A 22,257-nucleotide genomic window follows, 5' to 3' on the forward strand; every position below is an offset into this window, starting at 1 on the left:
GTAAACGATGGACATTATTCTTGCTGGTATAATCGCGTATTTAATCGGGTCGATTAGCTTTAGCTATATCTTCGTTAAAAAAATAAAAAAAGCAGATATTCGTAAACTTGGTAGTGGAAATGCCGGTGCAACGAACACGCTGCGCGTTTTAGGGAAGGGGCCTGCAATTTTAGTCCTTTTGCTAGATGCACTAAAAGGCGCTGTCGCGGTTTTCATTGGTTTTTTAGCAGAGATGGTATTTATTAATACAGGCTTGTCCTTTTTTGAGCAATATTCTGGTTGGACTCCAGCATTAAGCGGCTTGTTAGCAATTCTTGGTCATAATTATCCAATCTATTACGGTTTTCGTGGGGGCAAAGGTGTTGCTACAACGATTGGTGTGATCGCAACACTCGTTTTCTTTCCGGCGATTTACGTTGGAATTGTCGCTATTTTAGCGATCGTTGTGACAAAGTATGTGTCACTTGGCTCGTTGATTTTTGCCTTTTTTACACCGTTTTTTGTTTTTCTTACGATGAATCATTATGATCATCCGATCTCCTATTTCTTTTTAACATGTGTTGTCGGGATTATGTCGATTTGGCGGCATCGGACGAATATCCAACGATTGTTATCAGGCACAGAAAGCAAGCTCGGTCAAAAATCTAAATAAGGAGAGATTGCATGAGTCAGAATGTGACAGTTCTAGGTGCAGGTAGTTGGGGTACAGCACTTGCGATGGTACTTGCAGATAATGGGCATCGTGTCAAACTATGGGCAAGACGTAATGAACAAGTCGACGAGATAAACAATAAACATTCAAATAACAAGTATTTACCTTCGGTAACCTTGCCAAAGAACCTTGAAGCAACGACGAGCTTTGAGGAAGCAATTGAGCATGGCGATGCTTTGTTAATTAGCGTACCGACTTCTGCAATGCGAGAGACTGTAGCGTCACTTGTGAAGGTCAACAAATCGTTTCCATATGTCATTCACGCTTCAAAAGGAATCGAACCAGACTCCTTACTGCGAGTATCAGAAGTGATGATGGATGCAGGGATCGATCAAGTTACGAACGGAATTGTCTGTTTATCAGGGCCTAGTCATGCAGAGGAAGTTGCAAAGCGTCAACCGACGACAGTGACCGTCTCTTCAGAAACGTATGACGATGCGAAGGCTGCACAAGATTTGTTTAACAACCAACATTTTCGTGTGTATACCAATGAAGATATGGTTGGTGTGGAATTTGGCGGTTCACTAAAGAACGTCATCGCACTTGCTGTTGGACTTGCTGAAGGATTAGGGTTTGGTGACAATGCGAAATCGGCAATTATGACGAGAGGCTTAGCGGAGATTACACGTTTGGGTACACATCTTGGTGCAAAGCCACTTACGTTTTCGGGCCTGTCGGGTCTTGGTGATTTGATTGCAACATGTACGAGTAAGCATAGCCGCAATTGGCGAGCAGGTTACCAATTAGGTCGTGGTAAAGCGTTAGAAACGGTCTTAAATGAAATGGGTATGGTCGTTGAAGGCGTAAAAACAACGCGAGCGATGCAACAACTTGCGGATCGTGAAGGGATTGAAGTGCCAATTACTTCAGCTTTGTATGAAGTCGTCTTTAATCATCAACAGCCTGAGAGCGCAAGTGAACAATTAATGGGTCGACTAAAGAAGAATGAACAAGAAGATTTTTACCCAAATGTAACCGACTAAAAAATCACACCTTTTTTCTAGCTACATATCATAAGCATTATCAACTAGAAAGAAGGTGTGCGTCATGAACAACTTTGATTCCATTTTTGACCGCCTAAACAAAGAGTCAAAAGTCAATCAAGACGATGTGTTTAACATGGCTAATTCGGTGAGCGGTGCAAATTTTCAAGATGAAGCAACCGTACGGCAGTTAATTAACGATGTTGCTCGTATGGCAGGCGTACGAGTATCACGCGAAAAAGAAGATCAGCTCGTCCACGCAATTACGAATAATGAGATGCCTCTTGATTTTCAATCGTTAAGCCAATTATTTAGAGGTTAATTCTTATTTGTTGGGCGTTCGTATAGTTCAATGTCTGCACGTGTCGCATAGGATAACAGTGAACCACATCCAACAAGGAACCCACCTTTTGGAAGAGAGATTTAGTCAACCGGAGAACCCGAGTTCTCCGGTTTTATTTGTTTGAACATTTTTCAACACTTGAGTTTGTAGGCAGTGCGCCAGTGTTTGTAGCTATGCTATAATGGACAAGTGTAATTGAAGGAGGGTGGATGATGACCCCATTAGAGTCAATGTGGCTTTCGTTTATCGGCTTAGCTGATGTTCGTATCTGCAGTCACAGCACTACTTGGAAAAGAGAAGTTGTCGGGTTTTCTCCGTTTTATCGTGCTTAGTTTTTCATTTATTTGTATCATTATTGCCGGACTGATCGTGCTCGTCGTCGTCGTACCAGGTTCAAGAGCAGATTTGTAGTCTGTGCTTTGGAGTGAGTTTTTTGAATCAACGTAAGTTCAACTGGCTTAGTGTTGTTTTTTTGCATGCCTACTTATTGGATGCCAATCAAACGTTCAAGGTGACGGTACAGGTTCCGCGTTCCCACATAACGAACAGTTGCAGTCTGTACAGGCTGCGGTCGATGAATTTCAAGAACAACGTGGTGTGCCGCCTATACAGAATTTCGAGAGCGATACGGGGCTGTATGAACGGTATCGCGTCGATTTTTCACAGTTAATTCCAGGATTTATGAACGATGCCCCAGCAAGTGCCTATGAGAATGGAGCGACTTCTACTATACGCTAATTAACGTTGAAGAAAAGCCTGAAGTTCGTGTCATTCCAGTACTTGTCATGCATGAAGCCAATCAATTCGAACGGACGGTCCATCAGTATACAAGAACCCACGGCTATCCGCCGATCGAAGAGATGGTTGCACCGGGTGTGTTTGAACTTGATTATGAAGCGCTTGGTCTAGATGAGCCACCTACAGTTCAGAGTCCATATTTTGCAACGAACTTGCCCATTTATGTTGATCGTGAAGGCCGTGCGATTATTGATTACGCAATTGATCTTAATCGCCTGCTTCAAGAGTATGATGCCGAACCAGAAGATGAAGAAGATATTCGTTCTATATTAACGGATGAATTCCCGGTAGCTCCGGTATACTCTGTTCCTTACTCAATTGAAGACGGGGAACCGAATATGATTGGCGATGTCAACTAATGAAAGTAGTTCTAAACCTCTTCACTCTATCTATATATAGAGAAGAAGAGGTTTTTTGTTTATTTTTTTAAAACCAAACTGCCACCTTTTCAAAGACTGTCATAAAGAGGTGGACAACATCATAGAATGTTTTGACACAGAATTTATGAAACGGTGGAGTTAATTTTAGAACGGAGGGGATCTCGTGGAAAAAGTGGATATCTTTAAAGATATCGCAGAACGTACAGGAGGCGATATTTACTTAGGGGTTGTCGGAGCCGTACGAACAGGTAAGTCAACCTTTATAAAAAAGTTTATGGAACTTGTCGTTCTTCCGTACATGGATAGTGAAGTCGAGCGCGCACGTACACAAGATGAATTGCCTCAAAGTGCCGCTGGTAAAACGATTATGACAACAGAACCAAAATTCGTCCCAAACACTGCTGTCGAACTCCACGTGGATGAAGCTTAGACGTCAACATCCGTCTCGTAGATTGTGTCGGGTATGCAGTTGCTGGAGCAAAAGGGTATGAAGATGAGCATGGACCGAGGATGATTAACACCCCTTGGTATGAAGAACCGATCCCATTCCAAGAAGCAGCTGAAATTGGAACGAGAAAAGTCATTCAAGAACATTCAACACTCGGTGTTGTCGTCACATCTGATGGAAGCATCGGTGAGTTGCCTCGTCACGAGTATTTGGAAGCTGAAGAGCGAGTCATTGATGAGTTAAAAGAAGTGGGTAAACCGTTTATCGTAATTGTAAACTCCGTACGGCCTTATGCTGCTGAGACGGAACAACTTCGAACAAATCTTGAACAATTGCATGACGTACCTGTGTTATCAATGAGTGTGGAAAGCATGACTGAACATGATATCCATCGCGTATTAAGAGAAGTTCTTTTTGAATTCCCAGTACATGAAGTGAATGTGAATTTACCGAGCTGGGTAATGGTTTTAAGAGACGATCATTGGCTTCGAAAAGACTATGAGCGCTCTGTAAAAGAAACCGTTCAAGACATTAAGCGGTTACGTGATGTTGATCGAGTCGTCGGAAACTTTGCTGATGATTTCGAATTCATTGATAATGCTTCGCTTGCTGGGATTGAGATGGGCCAAGGAATTGCGGATATTGATCTTTATGCACCAGATGATTTGTATGATGAGATTCTAAAAGAAGTCGTTGGTGTTGAAATAAGAGGCAAAGACCACCTCTTACAACTAATGCAAGATTTTTCACATGCAAAATCAGAATACGATCAAGTGTCAGAAGCACTGAAAATGGTAAAACAAACCGGTTACGGTATTGCTGCACCTGCCACGACGGACATGAGTTTAGATGAACCTGAACTCATTCGCCAAGGTTCTAGGTTCGGCGTTCGCTTACGCGCAGTTGCACCGTCCATTCATATGATTAAAGTCGATGTGGAGAGTGAATTCGCACCAATTATCGGTACAGAGAAACAAAGTGAAGAATTGATCCGTTACTTGATGCAAGATTTCGAAGAAAATCCACTTTCCATCTGGAATTCAGATATTTTCGGAAGATCATTGAACTCCATTGTTCGCGAAGGAATTCAAGCGAAATTATCATTAATGCCGGAAAATGCACGCTATAAACTAAAAGAAACGTTAGAGCGTATCATTAATGAAGGCTCTGGTGGATTGATTGCCATCATCTTGTAAAACCTATCGACTTTACTGAATCTGCTATACCGATAAATAAAGGATCCCGAAGTGCGGGGTTCTTTATTTTTTTGTTGGGCGAAGTAATGTTCTATATAACAGTAATAATATGGAAGAAAGTGGTTCTTTCTCATCGAGGCAAGTCAATCGTAATGACGAGTTAAGGTAATTTGTGATTTTAGTCATGTTTAAGGGGTATTTTTTTTGCTCTTTTACGCGATGATGTTACAATAGAGTCTAAAGGGAATTGCTTTCTAGTAGGCCCTATGCTAAAATTTCTAGCGATTAAAGACGAGGAGGGGCCAATACATGACAAAGTTCGATAAAGATAAAATTGAAACAGCGGTCTGCCATATTTTAGAAGCGATCGGTGACAATCCAGATCGTGAAGGAATTAAAGATACACCTGCTCGCGTTGCGCGCATGTACGAGGAAGTGTTTAGTGGTATAGATGAAGATCCAACAACACATTTGCAGACGGTGTTTGGAGAAGAACACGAAGAACTCGTTCTCGTGAAAGATATTACATTCTATAGTATGTGTGAGCACCATTTATTGCCGTTTTTCGGAAAAGTACACGTCGGTTATATTCCTAAAAATGGAACTGTAACTGGGCTTAGTAAGCTAGCACGTGTTGTTGAAACGGTAACGAGAAGACCTCAACTCCAAGAAAGAATTACATCGACGGTTGCTGACGCAATGCTTGAGACACTTGAGCCACATGGTGTCATGGTGATTGTTGAAGCAGAACATATGTGTATGACGATGCGTGGAATACAAAAGCCTGGAAGTTCAACAGTAACATCTGCAGTACGTGGCGTTTTTGCAAACGATGAGTCGTCAAGACAAGAAGTACTTTCGTTGATTAAAGGATAAAGGAGCGGTACTTTTGGGGCAATCGAATGATTTTTTTGTAGTTCGTGCTGAAGAAGATGGTGTGAATGTTATCGGTTTAACGAGGGGCAATACAACTCGGTTTCATCATTCTGAAAAACTGGATAAAGGTGAAGTGATGATCGGGCAGTTTACCGAACACACCTCTGCCGTTAAGATAAGAGGGAAAGCCTTCATTCAGACGGGCCATGGTGAGATGTACACAGAAGGAAACTAAGCTTTGAAGTTCTTGTAACAGCCAGTATGCGTCGAGGTCGTGATTGCATGCTGGCTTTTCGATGAATTGAGCAGCGAGGTTGCATCTAAGGAAGAAGAGGATGAGACGTATGATGAATGAAAATGAGCGATATGATTACGTACACGATCGTTTTTTAAAGCTAAGTGATCATCGTTATCTACACGATCACATTACGAGAGTTTCTATTGATGAAGATAAGACGTATTTGTTAATTAACAGCATTGAAGATGACAATCTTCGAGAAGAAGAGGAAGTTAAGCGTGTGACAGCAGGTTTACTCGTAGATGCTGCGCTTACGACTCATCAATATGTACCTTTACATAATGAAAACGAACAACGTGAAAAAGAAAAGCAACTCGTCGTACTAGCAGGCGATTGGTATAGTAGCTTATATTACAGTGAGCTTTCAAAGCTTGGTGATGTAGGTCTCGTTCGTGTGTTCTCAAGGTCGATTCAGAAGACGAATAATGCGAAGATTCGTCTACATGAGCGTGGATGGAAAGACTTAGAGGAATTACAAGAACTCATTACGACGATGGAAGCCACTCTCATTCAAAACGTAGGCATCTACTTTAATCAACGCTCGATTGCTGATTTTGCAGGCCACTTCTTAACTTATCGTCGATTGCTAGATTTAATAGAACATGCAGAACAAGATAAAGAGCCGTTTGGTTCTGCGCGCTTGTCACCACTCTTTGCAATTGAGCCGACAGATCGCGATCGTGAGGACTACGTTCAAGAAATGATTTCTAATTTAGAAGTCGTAGCAGCCAATGTCAAAGATCGACTGCTCGCTTCGTATCAAGACAATGAAGCAGCACTCTCAACGCAATTGAAAAAACGATTTATGGAACTTGTGAATAAGTAAAGCGCTTTAAAAGGGAAGGGGAAACCTACGTGGTGAATGCGAAAGAAAAACACGTTCACGAAGTGTTTGAGTCGATTTCAACACAATACGACAAGATGAATGGTGTTATTAGTTTAAACATGCACAAATCTTGGCGTAAAGATATTATGGGAAAGATGTCAATTCCGGTAGAAGGCAAAGTGTTGGACGTTTGTTGCGGAACAGCTGATTGGACAATCGCAATTTCAGAGGACCTGGAAGGGAAAGGGCAAGTCACGGGTCTTGACTTTAGCAAAAACATGTTAGAGGTCGGAAAAGAAAAAGTGAAAACCCACGGTTTAGAGAACGTGGAACTCGTTCATGGAAATGCAATGGAGTTACCGTTTGAGGACAATTCCTTTCACGTTGTGACGATTGGATTTGGATTAAGAAACGTACCGGATCCTCAGGTTGCGATTCAAGAGATGTACCGTGTTTTAAAACCAGGAGGACAAGTCGTCTGTCTAGAGACATCTCACCCGGAAAATCCATTGTTCCGTCCGTTTTATTCGGTCTACTTTAAGCAAGTGATGCCACGACTTGGTAAATTTTTTGCAAAGAGTAAAGAGGAATATCAGTGGTTGCATGATTCTACGACAACGTTTCCAAAGAAAGATGTCCTTTCTACATGGTTTTTAAACGAAGGGTTTATTGATGTGAACTTTAAAAGCTATGCTGGTGGTGCAGCAGCCGGACACTGGGGTTTTAAACCGTCAGAACAAGGGGAAACTGTATGATGAGGAAACTTAAAGTTATTCTTGAGATGATCAAGTTTGAACATACTGTTTTCGCACTTCCTTTTGCCTTTTTAGGAGCGATTTTAGGAAGTTTCGTTGAAAACGGGGCTTGGCCTACACTGTGGCAATGGATTTGGATTACAGTAGCGATGGTCGGTGCAAGAAGTGCAGCAATGAGCTTGAATCGTGTTATTGATGCGGTCATTGACAAACGCAATCCAAGAACGAAGGACAGGGCGATACCGGCAGGGTTACTTTCGTATACTGAAGTGACTATATTTATCGTCGTTTCGTTTGCGATGCTCTTTATCGCAGCGTTCCAGTTAAATATTCTCGCGGTGTATTTACTGCCACTTGCTGTTTTCTTTCTTGTCTTGTATTCCTATACGAAGCGGTTTACGTGGGCATGTCACTTTATTCTCGGAATGACAATTGCACTGGCTCCTCTTGGAGGTTGGGTCGGTGCAACAGGAACGATTAGTCCGGTTGCAATTCTTTTGTTCTTAGTTGTGATGTTTTGGACTGCAGGGTTTGATATTATTTATGCGACACAAGATGCGGACTATGATCGCAAAAACGGATTGCATTCTGTACCCGCTCGTTTTGGAATCAAAAAAGCATTAATGATTGCAAGAGGGAGTCACGTAATTAGTATCATTGCACTCGTTCTCTTATCATTAACATCGCCACTTGGATGGATCTTCTTCCTCGGCGCAATGATTTGTGCTGGAATTATGATCTATGAGCATAGTTTAGTGTCTCATAACGATTTATCGAAGGTGAATGTCGCGTTCTTTACGATGAATGGCATTATTAGCATGCTCATGCTCGCCTTTACGATTGGAGATTTTATGTTATGACGAACAAAGATCAGCGCACGTTTGCAGTCGCAATGACAGGAGCAAGCGGAGCCGTTTACGGAATTCGCCTCGTCCAGACGTTGTTAAATGAAGGACATCGAATTCATTTTCTTATGTCAAGTGCAGCTTGGCAAGTGTTTGACCAAGAAGTTGGCCTTGATATTTCAGATAAAGAGGCTTGCTTGAAAAAGTTATTTCCGTCTGGAGATTTACACGTTCACGGAAAACAAGATTTCTCTGCTCCGATTGCAAGTGGATCATACAAGCATGACGGCATGATCGTTGTTCCGTGTTCAATGGGAACGCTATCAAAAATGGCACACGGGAATTCCGGATCTCTCTTGGAACGTTCAGCAGATGTCACGTTGAAAGAAGGAAGACCTCTACTCATCGTACCAAGAGAAACACCGCTTCATAGCATTCATTTAGAGAATATGAAGCGACTTTCCGATTTAGGAGCAGCGATTATTCCTGCGATGCCTGGGTTTTATCATCAGCCACAATCGATGGATGATTTGATTAATTTCGTCGTTGGTAAAGTTCTTGATCGTTTGAATGTAGAACATGAACTATTTAAAAGATGGGGAGAAATGTCATGATTACAGTTGGTGAGATTCTCTATACGAACGTACACCCGTTTTTCTATCATTTAAATCGTGAAAAACTAGAACATCAAGTGTCTTTCATTCCAAGCATCCCAGCGAAATTAAATGATGCAATGGCCAAAGGTGAGATTGACGTCGGTGCCATTTCATCGTTTAGTTATGCAAAAAACCACGAGCAATATGTGTTAATGCCGAATCTCGCAGTTTCTGCAAAAGGTGAAGTCCGTTCAATCTTTCTATTTTCAAAGAAGCCAATTGAACAATTAAACGAGTGTGATGTGGCGTTAACACATAGTTCAGCGACGTCGATTAATCTTTTGAAATTGTTATTAAAACGTTTTTATAAACATGAAAATGTTCGATATGAAACGGTACCACCGGTGTTTGGCGACATGATGGCTTCTTTTGATGCGTGTCTATTAATTGGTGATGATGCAATTGAGGCGAAGCGTCACCACGGGGATTCGTTTTATGTTTATGATTTAGCAGAACGTTGGACAGCATTTACGGACTGGCCGATGACGTTTGCCGTGTTTGCAATGCGTAAAGAGAAATTACTAGACGACCCAAGTGGTATGCATGAACTCTATACCGAATGGAAAGAAAGCCAACATAAGAATGAAAACGATCATTATGCTGAGCTTGCAAAAACGGTGACAAACGATTACGGTGGAACAGAACGTTTTTGGCAGCAATATTTTACAAATTTACGTTATCACTTCTTAGAAGAAGACCAACGAGGATTGCTTTACTTTTACCAATTGCTGCACGAAGAAGGCTTTTTAGATCAAAAAATCGATCATTTGAATGTATGGGACATTAAAACCGGCATTCACTCTATTACTTGAAGGGGACTAGATGGTCATGAAACTAGCAGACCTATATATGTATTTACGTGCTGACATTCATAAAATCGAACAAGAGATGGCAACTGCGGTTTCCAATGCCCACCCTGTTCTAAAGGATGCAACGTTACAACTTTTACAAGCAGGCGGTAAACGAATTCGACCCGTATTTGTTCTTTTAGCTGGGAAGTTCGGAGACTATGATATTCATCGCTTAAAGCACATCGGTGTATCACTTGAGCTCATTCATATGGCTTCTCTCGTGCATGATGATGTGATTGATGATGCAGAACTTCGCCGCGGACAAGAGACGGTTAAAGCGAAGTACGATAACCGCGTAGCGATGTATACAGGAGACTACATATTTGCGAAAGCAGTTGAAAGTGCGACGTTTTTCGATGATGAGCGAATTCATCAAGCGATGTCTAAAGTTATTCATGAAATGGTCATCGGAGAAATTGAACAAATTCGTTATCAATACGTTTGGGACCAAGACATTAAAACGTACTTTAGACGTATTAAGCGGAAAACGGCATTGCTTATTGCAGGCAGCTGCGAACTTGGAGCCATGGCAGTTGGTGCAAGTCGCGAAGAACAACGTGCGCTCTATCGCTACGGCTATCAAGTAGGCATGGCGTATCAAATTATTGATGATGTTCTTGACTTTACAGGGACAGAAGAAGAATTAGGGAAGCCTGCAGGCGGCGATCTTCTACAAGGAAACGTGACGTTACCAGCATTGTACGCAATGCATCATAATCCAGAGATCAAAGCGAAGATTGAATTAGCGTTCCAAGGAGAGCTTCCTAATCAAGAAGAACTCACTGAACTTCTTCAATTGATTAAAGAGAGTGGCGGGATTGAGTATTCAAAAGCACTTAGTGAACGCTATTTAAAGAAGGCTTATGAAACGCTTGATACGTTACCACAAATTCCAGCGGTGAAATCATTGTCTGAAATTGCGACGTATATCGGGACAAGACATTTTTAATAGGTTTAAACTCTTTTAAAGAGATGATATACTATAATGCGGGTAGTTTACCCGACTTTTACGAGATCGAACAATAGAGGAGTGCACTGTACATGGAACAATCATTTATTATGGTAAAACCTGACGGCGTAAAGCGTCAGTTAATCGGAGAAATTGTAAGCCGTTTTGAAGCGCGTGGTTACACGCTTAAAGAAGCAAAACTAATGACAATCCCAAAAGAAACTGCTGAAGCTCATTACGGTGAGCATAGCGACAAGCCTTTCTTCGGTGAGCTTGTTGACTTCATCACTTCTGGTCCTGCATTCGCAATGATCTGGGAAGGCGAGAACGTGATCTCTAACGCTCGTACGATGATGGGTTCAACAAACCCGAAAGATGCAGCTCCAGGAACAATTCGCGGAGACTTCGCAACAAACCTTGGTCAAAACGTAATTCACGGTTCTGACTCTCCTGAGAGCGCTGAGCGTGAGATTTCACTATTCTTCGGTAAATAAAGAAGTAAGCCGGTCAATTAACGTTGGCCGGTTTTTACTATAAGGAGACCTTCATGCATGAAGATTACAACGTCTTTGTAAAACGTGTACATCATAAGTACGGAATTGATTTGTCTTTGTACAAACAAAAACAAATGATGAGAAGAACTCGTTCATTTTATGAGCGGTATGGGTTTTTATCGTATGAGGATTTCTTTACGTTAGGATTAATTGTGGACGGTGAGATGGAGAAACGTTTCATTGATCGGATCACTATTAACGTATCTGAATTTTACCGAAATCGCGAACGCTGGATGGATCTTCACCGCCTTGTATTGCCTGAATTAATAGCTCGAAACGAAGCGTTAACGATTTGGAGTGCAGCCTGTTCTACTGGTGAAGAAGCGTACACGTTACGTACACTTTTCAGTGACCAACCTAAAAGAGATATAAAGATCATAGCAACAGATATTGATGAGTTCGTTTTATTAAAAGCAAAACGTGCGACCTATGAGTCTAAATCGCTACGCGAGCTGTTGCCCCATGAAGTGACAGAGTATTTTAATAATGAGGGGCGCAATTATACGGTCAAAGACCGTTATCGTACGTCGATTACGTTTTCAAAGCACGATCTTCTAAATGATGCGTACATAAAGGGCGTACACTTAATCACTTGCCGAAATGTCTTGATCTATTTCACTGAAGAGGCGAAAGAGCGCATTCTAAAACGTTTTGTGTCATCGTTAACAGACGGAGGATTTTTGTTTGTTGGTAGTACAGAACAGATTTTTTCACCAGAGCGTTATGGATTAGAAACATACGGTTCATTTATCTATCGGAAAACACCACTTCACGAGAAATAATCGCTATGCTATAATTTAATACATAAAAGCATTAAAGAAAAAGAATGTGCGAACGTAACGGGGGTAGGAAAATGCGCTTTTTAACTGCTGGAGAGTCACACGGACCTGGATTGACAACGATTATTGAAGGTGTACCAGCACACTTGCCGCTAACACAAGAAGACATTAACGTTGAATTAAAACGACGTCAGGGCGGACATGGTCGTGGAAGAAGAATGAAGATTGAAAAGGATTTAGTAACGATCACAAGCGGTGTGCGTCACGGCATGACAACAGGAGCTCCAATTGCACTCACCGTCACAAATGACGATTACGTCCATTGGGAACAAGTGATGAGTGCAGAACCTTTAAAAGCAGAAGATGAGCACCGTGTGCAAACGAAAACGATTACGCGCCCAAGACCTGGGCATGCTGATTTAAACGGTGCCATTAAATACAATCATCGTGATATGAGAAACATTCTTGAGCGTTCTTCAGCTCGTGAGACAACGATGCGCGTGGCGGTTGGTAGTGTTGCTAAGAAGCTTCTTAAAGAGCTTGGCATTACGGTTGGCGTTCATGTTGTAAACATCGGTGGTGTGAAGGCAAGCGGAACGTATCAATCCATTGATGAACTCATCGAGCGTGCAGAAGCTTCAGCAGTTCGTTGCATTGATGAAGAAGCTTCTGAACAAATGAAGACAGCGATTGATGAAGCGAAGAAAAATGGTGATTCGATCGGCGGTGTTGTACAAGTTGTTGCAACGGGTATGCCACAAGGTGTTGGTAGTCATGTTCATTACGATCGCAAGCTTGATGGCAAAATTGCCGGAGCTGTAATGAGCATTAACGCGTTTAAAGGAGTCGAAGTAGGGATCGGTTTTGAAGCAGCCAACTTACCAGGTAGTCAAGTGCACGATGAGATTTACTGGAATGAGGATGAAGGCTATAAGCGTTCGACGAATCGTCTCGGTGGTTTTGAAGGTGGAATGACGACGGGGATGCCGATTGTGATTAACGGTGTGATGAAACCAATTCCAACACTTTACAAACCATTAAAAAGTGTCGATATCGACTCTAAAGAAACGTTTGAAGCGTCAATTGAGCGTTCAGATAGTTGTGCAGTTCCAGCAGCAGCGGTCGTTTGCGAAAATGTCGTGGCATTTGAATTAGCAAACAGTCTATTAGAAATGTTTAGTGCCGACCGGTTTGATCGCTTGAAAGAGCAAATAGATGCACACATTGAAGAAGCGAGCCGTTTCTAATGGAAACGCTCACGGTAAAGACGACGCACCAAAGCTATCCAATTTTTCTTGGAGAACAGCTTTTGCAAAAAGCTGAAATGATTTTTAAGCGTATTTATGGGTCAAAGAAAAAGCGACTGTTTGTCATTACTGACACGACGGTCGCTCCCTTATATCTCGATCAATTAAAAAGAAACCTTACGGTACATCAGATTGTCGGAACATTTGTGATTCCTTCTGGAGAAGCTTCTAAAAGTCTCGAGATGTATAGTCAAGCAATGACTGCCATGCTTGAAGCGAAATTAGATCGAAGTAGCGTAGTCATTGCGCTCGGTGGGGGAGTAGTTGGTGATCTTGCTGGTTTTCTAGCGAGTACGTATATGCGTGGAATTTCATTTGTGCAAATGCCTACAACGCTTTTAGCACACGACAGCAGTGTTGGTGGCAAAACAGGGATCAATCATCCTCTCGGGAAGAATTTGATCGGTGCATTCCATCAGCCAGATGCTGTTATTTATGATTTGTCATTACTTGATTCGTTACCGCAGCGAGAGTGGTTATCAGGCTTTGGTGAAGTATTAAAGCATGGTTATATCGGGGATCAAGAACTACTTGATCATGTGCAAGGCACAGGTGTTACGAACATCACAGCAAGTATGCTTCGTCAAAGCATTGCTGTAAAGGCGAAGATTGTTGAAGCTGATGAGCGTGAAAAAGGCGTACGGGCGTATTTGAACTTTGGTCACACCATTGCTCATGCTCTCGAACAGGTGAGTGGATACGGCGCTTTAACACACGGTGAAGCAGTCGTAAATGGTATGGTTTTTTCATTGTACTTGTCAAAACGTCTTCATCCATCACTGCCAATTCATGTGGACGATGAGTTGGATCAGTTGCAAAAGCTAGGGTACTCATTTTTGCCCTTGCAAACGATGGACGTGAGGCTCATGATTGAATCGATGTTAACCGATAAGAAAAATACAGATTCTCAAATTGCCGACGTGATCTTGGTAGAACCTCAAAAACCGAGTGTCATTTTGTTAGCGAAAGAAGAGTTTGAAACCTACTTAAACCAATTCAAAGGGGAGCATTTTTCGTGATGAGAGGAATTCGCGGGGCTACGACCGTAAAGGAAAATGATGCAGAGAGCATTTGGGAAGAGACGAGAAAGTGTCTAGAAGAAATGGTGACTGAAAATAAGGTGTTGCCAAGCGATGTTGCTCACATTTGGTTTACAGTTACCGAAGAGATCAATGCAGCGTTTCCAGCAAAAGCAACACGTATGCTTGAAGGTGAAGAGTGGACGTATGTACCGGTTATGTGTGCGACTGAAATTCCCGTCCCGAGTGGGTTAAAGCGTTGCATCCGCATTATGATGACCGTGAATACGGACGTTCCTGCAAGTGAGATCGTTCACGTGTTTCATAATGAAGCGATTCAACTTCGCCCTGATTTAGCACAAAAAGATTGACAAAAATGTTTGAAACACATACGCTAGGTACTAAGTTTAGATTGAGTTTTAGTTGAGAATGCGTAGAGACGCATAATGTTTGATCAAAGAGCCGAGAAGAGTTGAGCGGAGTTTAGTTGAGTAGAGCAGAGGTAGATGATGATTAAATGCTGCTCATCCGTCGATTTGATTGGATGAGCTTTTTCTTTTTTCCCCTCTTGTTTTTTTCAAACCCCTCCGTCACTTCTCTAAGAGAGGTGCAGCCAAATGAATAGTACGTTAGCGGATTTTCTAGAAGAATGTGACCGTTATCGTCTCGTCCCTGTTGTGAAGCGAATGTTCGCAGACACAACTACTCCTATCCAAATCTTTCAAAGATTGCAAGAAGAAGCGGTTTTTCTTCTTGAAAGCAATGCAGAAACATCGAAATGGTCACGCTACTCCTTTGTCGGATTAAACGTCAATTACGAGCTAATCGAAAAAGAAGAGCAGTTTTATTTCCAAAGTAATGGTGAAGTCATTTCGAGTAGCGACGACTTTGTTTCTGTATGGAAAGATGTTTTCCGTTATTTAAACCCTTCACCAGCAACAAATACGAACTTACCCTTCCCGGGCGGTGCAGTTGGCGTTTTGCCTTACGACAGCATTGGCCATTTTGAGAAAACAACAAAACGAGCAGATGCAAATGAACCGATTCACTTTTTATTTTGTCAAACACTTCTAGCGTATGATCATAAAACCGCGGAATTAATGATCGTACATTACGTGGATTGCGAGAACTCCGATTCACTAGAAGGTCGATATGATGAAGCGAATGAGTATATCGAACGTTTAGTTAAACAGCTGAGTGAGCCGAAGAAAGCGGATTTCCAACCTGATTTTCCCGTACGCGTGAAACCGAATTGGTCAACCATTTCTTCAAACTTCGAGAAAGAGCAGTTTCTAACAGCTGTTAACAAAGTGAAAGATTACATCGTTGCAGGAGACGTGTTTCAAGCGGTGATTTCACAAAGGTTCCAATATGAAACCGACATTTCACCATTTCTCGTTTACCGTGTGTTGCGTCAGATGAATCCTTCTCCGTATCTATTTTTTATCCGTCTTGGTACTAAGACCGTGGTCGGTAGTTCACCGGAGAAGTTAGTCGGAGTAAGCGCAGAAGGAGTAGAAATCCATCCGATTGCAGGAACGAGAAAACGAGGCTCAACAGATAGTGAAGACGATGCCTTAAAAGTAGAAATGCTTAATTCTGAGAAAGAGCGTGCCGAACATCAAATGTTGATTGACCTCGCTCGAAATGATGTCGGACGTGTCGCTCAATATGGTAGTGTCCACGTGCCGAAGATGATGGAAGTCGGAATGTACTCTCACGTCATGCACTTAGTTTCAATTGTCAAAGGGAAGTTACGTAACGACATTCATCCGATGGAAGCACTCATTGCAGGCTATCCTGCTGGAACGTTGTCTGGTGCTCCGAAAGTAAGGGCAATGGAGATTTTAAATGAGTTAGAGCCCACGAATCGAGGACTATACGCCGGTGGAATCTTGTACATGAGTTACAACGAAGAAATCGATTCTTGCATTGCGATTCGAACGGTTGTTTTTGAAGAGGGAGTGGCAACTGTCCAAGCGGGTGCCGGTGTCGTTGCTGATTCAATTCCTGAAGAGGAATATGAAGAGTCAATTAACAAAGCATCAGCTTTATTCAGCGCGATTCAAACTGCGGAGACGATGTTGGAAAAAGGGGCGATCACTGGTGATTAAACGTATGCTCAATAAAATGATTGAAGGCGAAACGTTATCAGAACAGGAAGCTGAAGACGTGATGCAAGAGGTGATGGGTGGAGAAGCAGAGCCGACTCAAGTCGCCAGCTTACTCACGATGATGCGTTTACGTGGTGAAACGGTTGAAGAATTAACAGGGTTTGCAAAAGCAATGAGAGATTTAAGCAAGCACGTAGATTTAGGAACACACAACGTCCTTGATACGTGTGGGACGGGTGGAGATGGACATTCTACGTTTAACATTTCTACTGCGGCTGCCATTGGACTTAGTTCGTGTGGCATTCAAGTAGCCAAACACGGCAACCGCTTCGTCTCATCGAAAAGCGGCAGTGCGGATGTGCTTGAGAAATTAAACGTCCCGATTGTGAATGATCCTAGTGACGCAAAACACACCCTTTCATCACAACAGCTCGTATTTTTGTTCGCACCTTTATTTCATACGGCGATGAAACATGTTGCGCCGATCCGTAAAAACCTCGGGTTTCGTACCGTATTTAATGTATTAGGTCCGTTAACGAATCCAGCACGTGCAAACTATCAAGTTGTCGGTGTGTGGGACGCTGAATATGGAAAGAAAATGGCTCACGTACTAAAGCGACTCGGTACGAAACGGGCATTGTTTGTAACTGGTGAAGACGGTATGGACGAAATGACGATCACAGGTGCTACCTATGTCACTGAGTTAAATGAGGGGAACATTACGTCTTATACTGTAACACCTGAAATGTTCGGGTTGAAGCGTGCATCTTTAGAAGCGATTGAAGCAAAAACAATCGATGATAGTGCACAGATCATTCAAAGCATCTTTAACGGCAAGTCAACAACCGGAGCACACGACATTCTCGTTTTGAATATGGCTGCAGGACTTTACGTAACGGGTGAAGCGAAAAGCATACAAGAAGGTGTATCGATTGCAAATGAAGCGATAAATAGTAAATCAGCACTCGCTCAATTACAACAATTACGTGAGGAGGAGAAAGCACATGCTTGAACAAATTATCGCAAAGAAACGTGAACTGATAAAAACGCTACCCGCACAATTTGAACGGCAAGAAAAGCTGACACGTGGATTTTATCAAGCGTTAAAAGACGGTAAGGAACAGACGGGTGTCGGTTTAATTGCTGAAATAAAACGTGCGTCTCCTTCCAAAGGTGATTTAGCATTAGGAATGGACATTTTGTCTCAAGCAAAGCTGTATGAATCAGGTGGGGCAGATACAATATCGGTATTAACAGAAACGCCTTTTTTTAAAGGAACAAATCAAGACTTACAAGTCGTAAAAGCGGTCACAAACATCCCTGTTCTTCGAAAAGACTTCATCATCGATGAGCGGCAAATCTTTGAAAGTGCTTCGATTGGGGCCGATGCGATTTTATTAATTGCAGCGGTCTTAGACGGCAAACAAATTGAAGCGTATACGAAAATTGCAAATGACCTCGGGCTTGACGTTTTAGTTGAGGTTCATAATTTGGAAGAGCTAGAGGACGTGTTGGCCTATAGCAGTCCTCGTTTACTTGGCGTTAACAACCGTGATTTGAAGACATTTCAAACATCACTGAGCGTAACAGAGCAGTTAGTTAAGCATATTCCGAAAGACTGTTTCGTTGTTAGTGAGAGTGGTATTCATAAAAAGCAAGATGTAGAGCAAGTTGTTCAAGCAGGTGCAGATGCAATGTTAGTCGGTGAGCATCTCGTCACGAACGGTTCACCAACAGAGACAATCCCTCAATTAAAAGAAGGTGCCATCCATGCAACTTACGTTAAATATTGCGGGTTACGATCGAGTGAAGATGTGAAAAATGCTTATTTGTCCGGTGCAAATGGATTAGGGTTTGTGTTTGCAAACAGTAAACGTCAAGTGCGAGCGATGGACGTTGCTGAATGGATGAAAGACGGCCCTTACGCCTTTTGTGAAACGTTCGCAGTGCTTGTGAACCCTATAGAGGAAGACGTGCATGAGCTACTTGAGACGGTTGATTTTGATGTTTTGCAATTTCACGGTGAAGAAACTGTAAGTTTCATTAAAGACATTCAGAAAAAAACTGAGAAACACGTCGTAAAAGCACTTCGTCACGATCGGAATACACTTGATTTAATGAGTGCGTATGCGCCTGTTGTTGATGGTTTTATCGTAGATGCAGGCACGAAAACCGAGCGAGGTGGTACTGGGCAAACGTTTGATTGGAAAAAGGCACCCACGTATATTCACTTTGCAAAACAATTAAATGTACCACTGTATATCGCAGGTGGTGTTCATGAACACAACGTACCACAATTGCTAGAAATGCAACCAGATGGCATCGACGTGTCGAGTGGTATTGAAACTGAAGGTAAAAAAGACGATAGTAAAATGAAAAGCATCATGAGGCAGGTGGGAGATTATGCAACAGTCTTATCCGGATCATAAAGGAAGATACGGCCTTCGGGGGGAAGTATGTTCCAGAAACAGTGATGGCAGCTCTTGAAGAACTAGAAGCAGGTCTTAAAGAAGCGCTTGTAGATGACGCTTTTTTAGCAGAATATGAAGAGGTTTTAAGAGAATATGCAGGACGAGAAACGCCTCTAACGTATGCGAAACGACTTTCAGAAACAGTTGGAGGCGCGAAGATTTATTTGAAGCGTGAAGATTTGCTCCACACTGGTGCGCACAAAATTAACAATGCCATCGGACAAGCGCTACTCGCAAAGCGAATGGGCAAAACAAAGATCGTCGCAGAAACTGGAGCAGGTCAGCACGGTGTGGCTACAGCAACTGTTGCTGCGAAATATGGCCTTGAGTGCAAGATTTTTATGGGTGAGAAAGACATGGAGCGCCAAAAGCTTAATGTCTTTCGTATGGAATTGCTTGGAGCAGAAGTCGTTCCGGCAACAAGTGGATCAAAGACGCTAAAAGATGCGACGAATGAAGCGATTCGCTATTGGGTGTCTCACGTTGATGACACGATGTATTTAATCGGCTCGGTCGTTGGACCACACCCGTATCCTTACATGGTTCGAGAATTTCAACGGGTAATTGGTGACGAAGCGAAACGACAAATGGAACAATTACCAGATGCAGTTGTTGCGTGTGTCGGTGGAGGTAGCAATGCAATTGGTATGTTTACAAGTTTTCTTGATGAACCGACTGTTCAGTTGTATGGTGCTGAAGCTGGAGGAAAAGGAATTGAAACGCCTGAACATGCGGCAACACTATCAAAAGGCGATCGTGGGGTCATCCATGGGTCGTTAACGTATTTGATTCAAGATGAACACGGTCAAATTATAGAACCGTATTCCATCTCTGCCGGCTTAGATTATCCAGGCATCGGTCCTGAGCACGCTTACTTGAAAGATGAAGAGCGGGTACATTACGAAGCGATTACCGATGCTGAAGCGATTGATGCGTTAGTGAAGTTAACACAAACTGAGGGAATCTTACCCGCTATTGAAAGTGCGCACGCTGTTGCGCTAGCGTTGAAGAAAGCGAGTACGATGAATCGTGATCAATCTGTTCTTATTTGTTTATCAGTCGTGGAGACAAAGACGTTGATACGATTCGTAGCGTATTGAGTGATGATAAAGGGGGAGAGTCATGATGAACCGAGTTGAGGCAGCAGCGAAAAACAACGACCAATTGTTTATCCCCTATATCGTTGCAGGTGACCCTACAATTGAAGTGACGATTGATCTCGCCCGAGTGCTTGAAGAGTCAGGTGCCCATATTCTCGAATTAGGTGTACCGTATTCAGATCCATTAGCGGACGGTCCTGTCATTCAAGCGGCTGCAAATCGTTCCTTACAAGAAGGCACGTCGTTGCAGACGGTCATCGATACAGTACGGCAAATCCGAGCAGCGGGAATCCAGATCCCAATCGTATTGTTTTGTTACGTTAATCCAATTTTAAAGTATGGCCTGCACGACGCAGTGAAAGCCGCGAGTGAGGCAGGGGTCGACGGTTGGCTCGTCCCTGACCTTCCATATGAAGAAAATGATGAAATGAAGAAAACGTGCAATGAATATGGCAATGTCTTGATTTCACTCGTCGCTCCAACATCGAATGAACGTGTCAAACGGATCGCTAAAGAAGCGCAAGGCTTTTTGTACTGTGTTTCGAGCTTAGGAGTCACGGGAGTACGAGAAGAGTTCGATTCTAGGCTAGATACGTTTATTACGGCTGCAAGTGAGTCAAGTAGCGTGCCCCTTGCAGTTGGATTTGGTGTTTCTAAACGAGAACATGTCGCTCGCTTGCATACACAAGGGTACGGAGCGGTTGTCGGTTCGAGAATTGTTAAGGAAATTGAAAAATATGAAACGATGTTACGTGATCCTCATCAACGATCAAAAGCGCTTTTACAAATAAAAACATTTGTTCAATCGCTCGTTTCATCGTAAAATAGAACAAATACAAAAGTGAGGAGAATTTCTTCTCACTTTTTAATTCTTAGGTACGTGGAAGGTGATGAACCGTTGAAGATTACATTAAAGCAATCGATGAATGAGTTGACGCCGTATGAGCCAGGAAGACCAATTGAAGCTGTAAAAGAGCAATATGGTTTAACTGAAGTCATTAAGCTCGCATCCAATGAAAATCCTTATGGAGTTTCAGAGAAAGTTTCTGAGTTTTTGGCAGCGCCAAAAATGACGCAAATTTATCCAGACGGACATGCAGCGACGATTCGTAAAGCGGTTTCTGAGCATTTACAAGTTGGCGAGGATCAACTGCTGTTCGGTGCAGGATCTGATGAAGTCATTTTATTTTTATGTCGTGCAATGCTTGGATCTGGGACGAATAGTGTCATGGCAACGCTTCATTTTCACAATATAAACACAATGCGACGGTTGAAGGCTCTGAAGTGATCGAAGTACCAGTAACAGCAGAAGGTGATCACGATTTGGAGCGGATGCTCGCTGCAATTAATGAAGACACACGAATTGTGTGGGTGTGTAATCCGAATAACCCGACAGGAAACTACATAAACGAAGAGGAGTTCGTTAGCTTCTTAGAGCGCGTACCAGAGAATGTACTTGTCGTTAGTGATGAAGCTTATTTAGAATATGTAGAAGCGTCCGATTATCCAGCTACGCTTCCACTACTCGATCGCTTTTCGAACTTACTGATCTTGCGAACGTTTTCTAAAATGTATGGATTGGCGAACCTTCGACTTGGATTTGCTGTCGGTCAAGCAGACTTTATTCGTCAAGTTGAACCGATTCGTCCGCCGTTTAATACGACAACATTTGCTCAAGAAGCAGCTGTTCGTGCGCTTTCTGATCAAGCATTCGTTCAATCATGTTTTGAGAAGAACAAAGTTGAACGGGATCGACTTCGAACGTTTTTTGAAGAAAAAGGGTATTACGTATTTCCGAGTCAAACGAACTTTTTACTCGTGGACCTGAAAAAGAACGGCAATGACGTTTTTCAAGCGCTCATGCAAAAAGGGATCATCATTCGTTCTGGAGTACCGCTCGGTTTTCCTTCGTGCATTCGTGTTTCTCTTGGAACGAAAGAGGAGAATGATCAGTTTATTACAGCTTTTGAGGACGTTATCGTATAAATCAATCAAGA

Annotated in this window: 23 protein-coding genes and 3 pseudogenes; all 26 read left to right on the top strand. The window is 42.5% G+C overall.

All coding sequences use genetic code 11. The annotated features are described in order from the left end of the window. Positions 1 to 7: 7 nt before the first annotated feature. Positions 8 to 652 carry a glycerol-3-phosphate 1-O-acyltransferase PlsY gene (plsY, locus tag JCM19038_RS01625; protein WP_042413811.1) on the top strand — a complete coding sequence of 215 codons (645 nt, stop codon included), beginning with the start codon at positions 8 to 10 and terminating at the stop codon, positions 650 to 652. An 11-nt stretch (positions 653 to 663) separates the two neighbouring features. Beyond that, on the top strand, positions 664 to 1,695 hold the full coding sequence (locus tag JCM19038_RS01630) for an NAD(P)H-dependent glycerol-3-phosphate dehydrogenase (protein ID WP_042413814.1): 1,032 nt from the start codon (positions 664 to 666) through the stop codon (positions 1,693 to 1,695). Positions 1,696 to 1,759: 64 nt separating this feature from the next. Next, positions 1,760 to 2,017, top strand: coding sequence for a stage VI sporulation protein F (locus JCM19038_RS01635; protein ID WP_042413817.1), 258 nt, complete (start codon positions 1,760 to 1,762; stop codon positions 2,015 to 2,017). A 279-nt stretch (positions 2,018 to 2,296) separates the two neighbouring features. Continuing rightward, positions 2,297 to 2,449 (top strand): DUF2768 family protein, encoded by a 153-nt coding sequence (locus JCM19038_RS01640; protein ID WP_307189926.1) that lies wholly within the window; start codon positions 2,297 to 2,299, stop codon positions 2,447 to 2,449. Between the two features lie 138 nt (positions 2,450 to 2,587). Next, positions 2,588 to 2,776 carry a hypothetical protein gene (locus JCM19038_RS22175; RefSeq protein WP_152549307.1) on the top strand — a complete coding sequence of 63 codons (189 nt, stop codon included), beginning with the start codon at positions 2,588 to 2,590 and terminating at the stop codon, positions 2,774 to 2,776. A 47-nt stretch (positions 2,777 to 2,823) separates the two neighbouring features. Further along, positions 2,824 to 3,195, top strand: coding sequence for a hypothetical protein (locus JCM19038_RS20240; protein ID WP_052360929.1), 372 nt, complete (start codon positions 2,824 to 2,826; stop codon positions 3,193 to 3,195). Between the two features lie 184 nt (positions 3,196 to 3,379). After that, positions 3,380 to 4,860 (top strand): annotated as a pseudogene (gene spoIVA, locus JCM19038_RS01650) (stage IV sporulation protein A). 309 nt (positions 4,861 to 5,169) lie between these two features. Continuing rightward, positions 5,170 to 5,736 (top strand): GTP cyclohydrolase I FolE, encoded by a 567-nt coding sequence (gene folE / locus JCM19038_RS01655; protein WP_042413818.1) that lies wholly within the window; start codon positions 5,170 to 5,172, stop codon positions 5,734 to 5,736. 13 nt (positions 5,737 to 5,749) lie between these two features. Then, a complete protein-coding gene (gene mtrB, locus JCM19038_RS01660; RefSeq protein WP_042359171.1) occupies positions 5,750 to 5,971 on the top strand; it encodes a trp RNA-binding attenuation protein MtrB in 222 nt (73 codons plus the stop codon). 109 nt (positions 5,972 to 6,080) lie between these two features. After that, the gene (locus JCM19038_RS01665) at positions 6,081 to 6,860 is read left to right on the top strand and encodes a heptaprenyl diphosphate synthase component 1 (RefSeq protein ID WP_193745014.1); all 780 of its coding nucleotides are present in this window, start codon (positions 6,081 to 6,083) and stop codon (positions 6,858 to 6,860) included. 29 nt (positions 6,861 to 6,889) lie between these two features. Then, positions 6,890 to 7,615 (top strand): demethylmenaquinone methyltransferase, encoded by a 726-nt coding sequence (locus JCM19038_RS01670; protein ID WP_042359175.1) that lies wholly within the window; start codon positions 6,890 to 6,892, stop codon positions 7,613 to 7,615. Beyond that, positions 7,612 to 8,475: a UbiA-like polyprenyltransferase gene (locus JCM19038_RS01675; protein ID WP_042413824.1), complete on the top strand. Its 864-nt coding sequence runs from the start codon at positions 7,612 to 7,614 to the stop codon at positions 8,473 to 8,475. The genes JCM19038_RS01670 and JCM19038_RS01675 overlap by 4 nt, the downstream gene beginning before the upstream one ends. Beyond that, positions 8,472 to 9,074 (top strand): UbiX family flavin prenyltransferase, encoded by a 603-nt coding sequence (locus tag JCM19038_RS01680; protein WP_042413825.1) that lies wholly within the window; start codon positions 8,472 to 8,474, stop codon positions 9,072 to 9,074. The genes JCM19038_RS01675 and JCM19038_RS01680 overlap by 4 nt, the downstream gene beginning before the upstream one ends. Then, positions 9,071 to 9,928: a menaquinone biosynthesis protein gene (locus JCM19038_RS01685; protein ID WP_042413828.1), complete on the top strand. Its 858-nt coding sequence runs from the start codon at positions 9,071 to 9,073 to the stop codon at positions 9,926 to 9,928. The genes JCM19038_RS01680 and JCM19038_RS01685 overlap by 4 nt, the downstream gene beginning before the upstream one ends. A gap of 16 nt (positions 9,929 to 9,944) precedes the next feature. After that, positions 9,945 to 10,916, top strand: a complete 972-nt coding sequence (gene hepT / locus JCM19038_RS01690) for a heptaprenyl diphosphate synthase component II (protein ID WP_042359253.1) — start codon at positions 9,945 to 9,947, stop codon at positions 10,914 to 10,916. Between the two features lie 92 nt (positions 10,917 to 11,008). Further along, entirely contained in the window at positions 11,009 to 11,410 is a 402-nt protein-coding gene (gene ndk, locus JCM19038_RS01695) for a nucleoside-diphosphate kinase (RefSeq protein ID WP_042413831.1), read from the top strand. Between the two features lie 53 nt (positions 11,411 to 11,463). Further along, entirely contained in the window at positions 11,464 to 12,252 is a 789-nt protein-coding gene (locus JCM19038_RS01700; protein WP_042413833.1) for a protein-glutamate O-methyltransferase CheR, read from the top strand. A gap of 71 nt (positions 12,253 to 12,323) precedes the next feature. Further along, positions 12,324 to 13,496, top strand: a complete 1,173-nt coding sequence (gene aroC, locus JCM19038_RS01705) for a chorismate synthase (RefSeq protein ID WP_042359181.1) — start codon at positions 12,324 to 12,326, stop codon at positions 13,494 to 13,496. Further along, positions 13,496 to 14,575, top strand: coding sequence for a 3-dehydroquinate synthase (aroB, locus tag JCM19038_RS01710; protein WP_042413836.1), 1,080 nt, complete (start codon positions 13,496 to 13,498; stop codon positions 14,573 to 14,575). Before aroC ends, aroB begins: the two co-directional genes overlap by 1 nt. Then, a complete protein-coding gene (gene aroH, locus JCM19038_RS01715) occupies positions 14,575 to 14,946 on the top strand; it encodes a chorismate mutase (protein ID WP_042414300.1) in 372 nt (123 codons plus the stop codon). Before aroB ends, aroH begins: the two co-directional genes overlap by 1 nt. A 246-nt stretch (positions 14,947 to 15,192) precedes the next feature. After that, positions 15,193 to 16,689, top strand: coding sequence for an anthranilate synthase component I (gene trpE, locus JCM19038_RS01720; RefSeq protein WP_042413839.1), 1,497 nt, complete (start codon positions 15,193 to 15,195; stop codon positions 16,687 to 16,689). Then, positions 16,682 to 17,701: an anthranilate phosphoribosyltransferase gene (trpD, locus tag JCM19038_RS01725; RefSeq protein ID WP_042413843.1), complete on the top strand. Its 1,020-nt coding sequence runs from the start codon at positions 16,682 to 16,684 to the stop codon at positions 17,699 to 17,701. The genes trpE and trpD overlap by 8 nt, the downstream gene beginning before the upstream one ends. Beyond that, positions 17,694 to 19,118, top strand: a complete 1,425-nt coding sequence (gene trpC / locus JCM19038_RS22570; RefSeq protein WP_193745015.1) for an indole-3-glycerol phosphate synthase TrpC — start codon at positions 17,694 to 17,696, stop codon at positions 19,116 to 19,118. Before trpD ends, trpC begins: the two co-directional genes overlap by 8 nt. Then, a pseudogene (gene trpB, locus JCM19038_RS01735) lies at positions 19,093 to 20,286 on the top strand (tryptophan synthase subunit beta). Before trpC ends, trpB begins: the two are co-directional and overlap by 26 nt. Then, positions 20,283 to 21,083 (top strand): tryptophan synthase subunit alpha, encoded by an 801-nt coding sequence (trpA, locus tag JCM19038_RS01740; protein WP_238554240.1) that lies wholly within the window; start codon positions 20,283 to 20,285, stop codon positions 21,081 to 21,083. The pseudogene trpB and the gene trpA overlap by 4 nt, the downstream one beginning before the upstream one ends. 81 nt (positions 21,084 to 21,164) lie before the next feature. Continuing rightward, a pseudogene (hisC, locus tag JCM19038_RS01745) lies at positions 21,165 to 22,246 on the top strand (histidinol-phosphate transaminase). Positions 22,247 to 22,257 lie beyond the last annotated feature (11 nt).

This window comes from Geomicrobium sp. JCM 19038 (assembly GCF_000698125.1).
Taxonomy (GTDB): Bacteria; Bacillota; Bacilli; order Bacillales; family Marinococcaceae; genus Geomicrobium_A.

Excerpts from the sequence above, each read along its gene's own strand:
- JCM19038_RS01635 (WP_042413817.1), top strand. The coding sequence starts at position 1,760 with ATGAACAACTTTGATTCCATTTTTGACCGCCTAAACAAAGAGTCAAAA.
- folE (WP_042413818.1), top strand. The coding sequence starts at position 5,170 with ATGACAAAGTTCGATAAAGATAAAATTGAAACAGCGGTCTGCCATATT.
- JCM19038_RS01630 (WP_042413814.1), top strand. The coding sequence starts at position 664 with ATGAGTCAGAATGTGACAGTTCTAGGTGCAGGTAGTTGGGGTACAGCA.
- JCM19038_RS01665 (WP_193745014.1), top strand. The coding sequence starts at position 6,081 with ATGATGAATGAAAATGAGCGATATGATTACGTACACGATCGTTTTTTA.
- plsY (WP_042413811.1), top strand. The coding sequence starts at position 8 with ATGGACATTATTCTTGCTGGTATAATCGCGTATTTAATCGGGTCGATT.
- JCM19038_RS01640 (WP_307189926.1), top strand. The coding sequence starts at position 2,297 with ATGTTCGTATCTGCAGTCACAGCACTACTTGGAAAAGAGAAGTTGTCG.
- ndk (WP_042413831.1), top strand. The coding sequence starts at position 11,009 with ATGGAACAATCATTTATTATGGTAAAACCTGACGGCGTAAAGCGTCAG.
- aroC (WP_042359181.1), top strand. The coding sequence starts at position 12,324 with ATGCGCTTTTTAACTGCTGGAGAGTCACACGGACCTGGATTGACAACG.
- JCM19038_RS01675 (WP_042413824.1), top strand. The coding sequence starts at position 7,612 with ATGATGAGGAAACTTAAAGTTATTCTTGAGATGATCAAGTTTGAACAT.
- hepT (WP_042359253.1), top strand. The coding sequence starts at position 9,945 with ATGAAACTAGCAGACCTATATATGTATTTACGTGCTGACATTCATAAA.
- JCM19038_RS20240 (WP_052360929.1), top strand. The coding sequence starts at position 2,824 with ATGCATGAAGCCAATCAATTCGAACGGACGGTCCATCAGTATACAAGA.
- trpE (WP_042413839.1), top strand. The coding sequence starts at position 15,193 with ATGAATAGTACGTTAGCGGATTTTCTAGAAGAATGTGACCGTTATCGT.
- JCM19038_RS01680 (WP_042413825.1), top strand. The coding sequence starts at position 8,472 with ATGACGAACAAAGATCAGCGCACGTTTGCAGTCGCAATGACAGGAGCA.
- aroB (WP_042413836.1), top strand. The coding sequence starts at position 13,496 with ATGGAAACGCTCACGGTAAAGACGACGCACCAAAGCTATCCAATTTTT.
- JCM19038_RS01685 (WP_042413828.1), top strand. The coding sequence starts at position 9,071 with ATGATTACAGTTGGTGAGATTCTCTATACGAACGTACACCCGTTTTTC.
- trpC (WP_193745015.1), top strand. The coding sequence starts at position 17,694 with ATGCTTGAACAAATTATCGCAAAGAAACGTGAACTGATAAAAACGCTA.
- JCM19038_RS01700 (WP_042413833.1), top strand. The coding sequence starts at position 11,464 with ATGCATGAAGATTACAACGTCTTTGTAAAACGTGTACATCATAAGTAC.
- aroH (WP_042414300.1), top strand. The coding sequence starts at position 14,575 with ATGAGAGGAATTCGCGGGGCTACGACCGTAAAGGAAAATGATGCAGAG.
- trpA (WP_238554240.1), top strand. The coding sequence starts at position 20,283 with ATGATGAACCGAGTTGAGGCAGCAGCGAAAAACAACGACCAATTGTTT.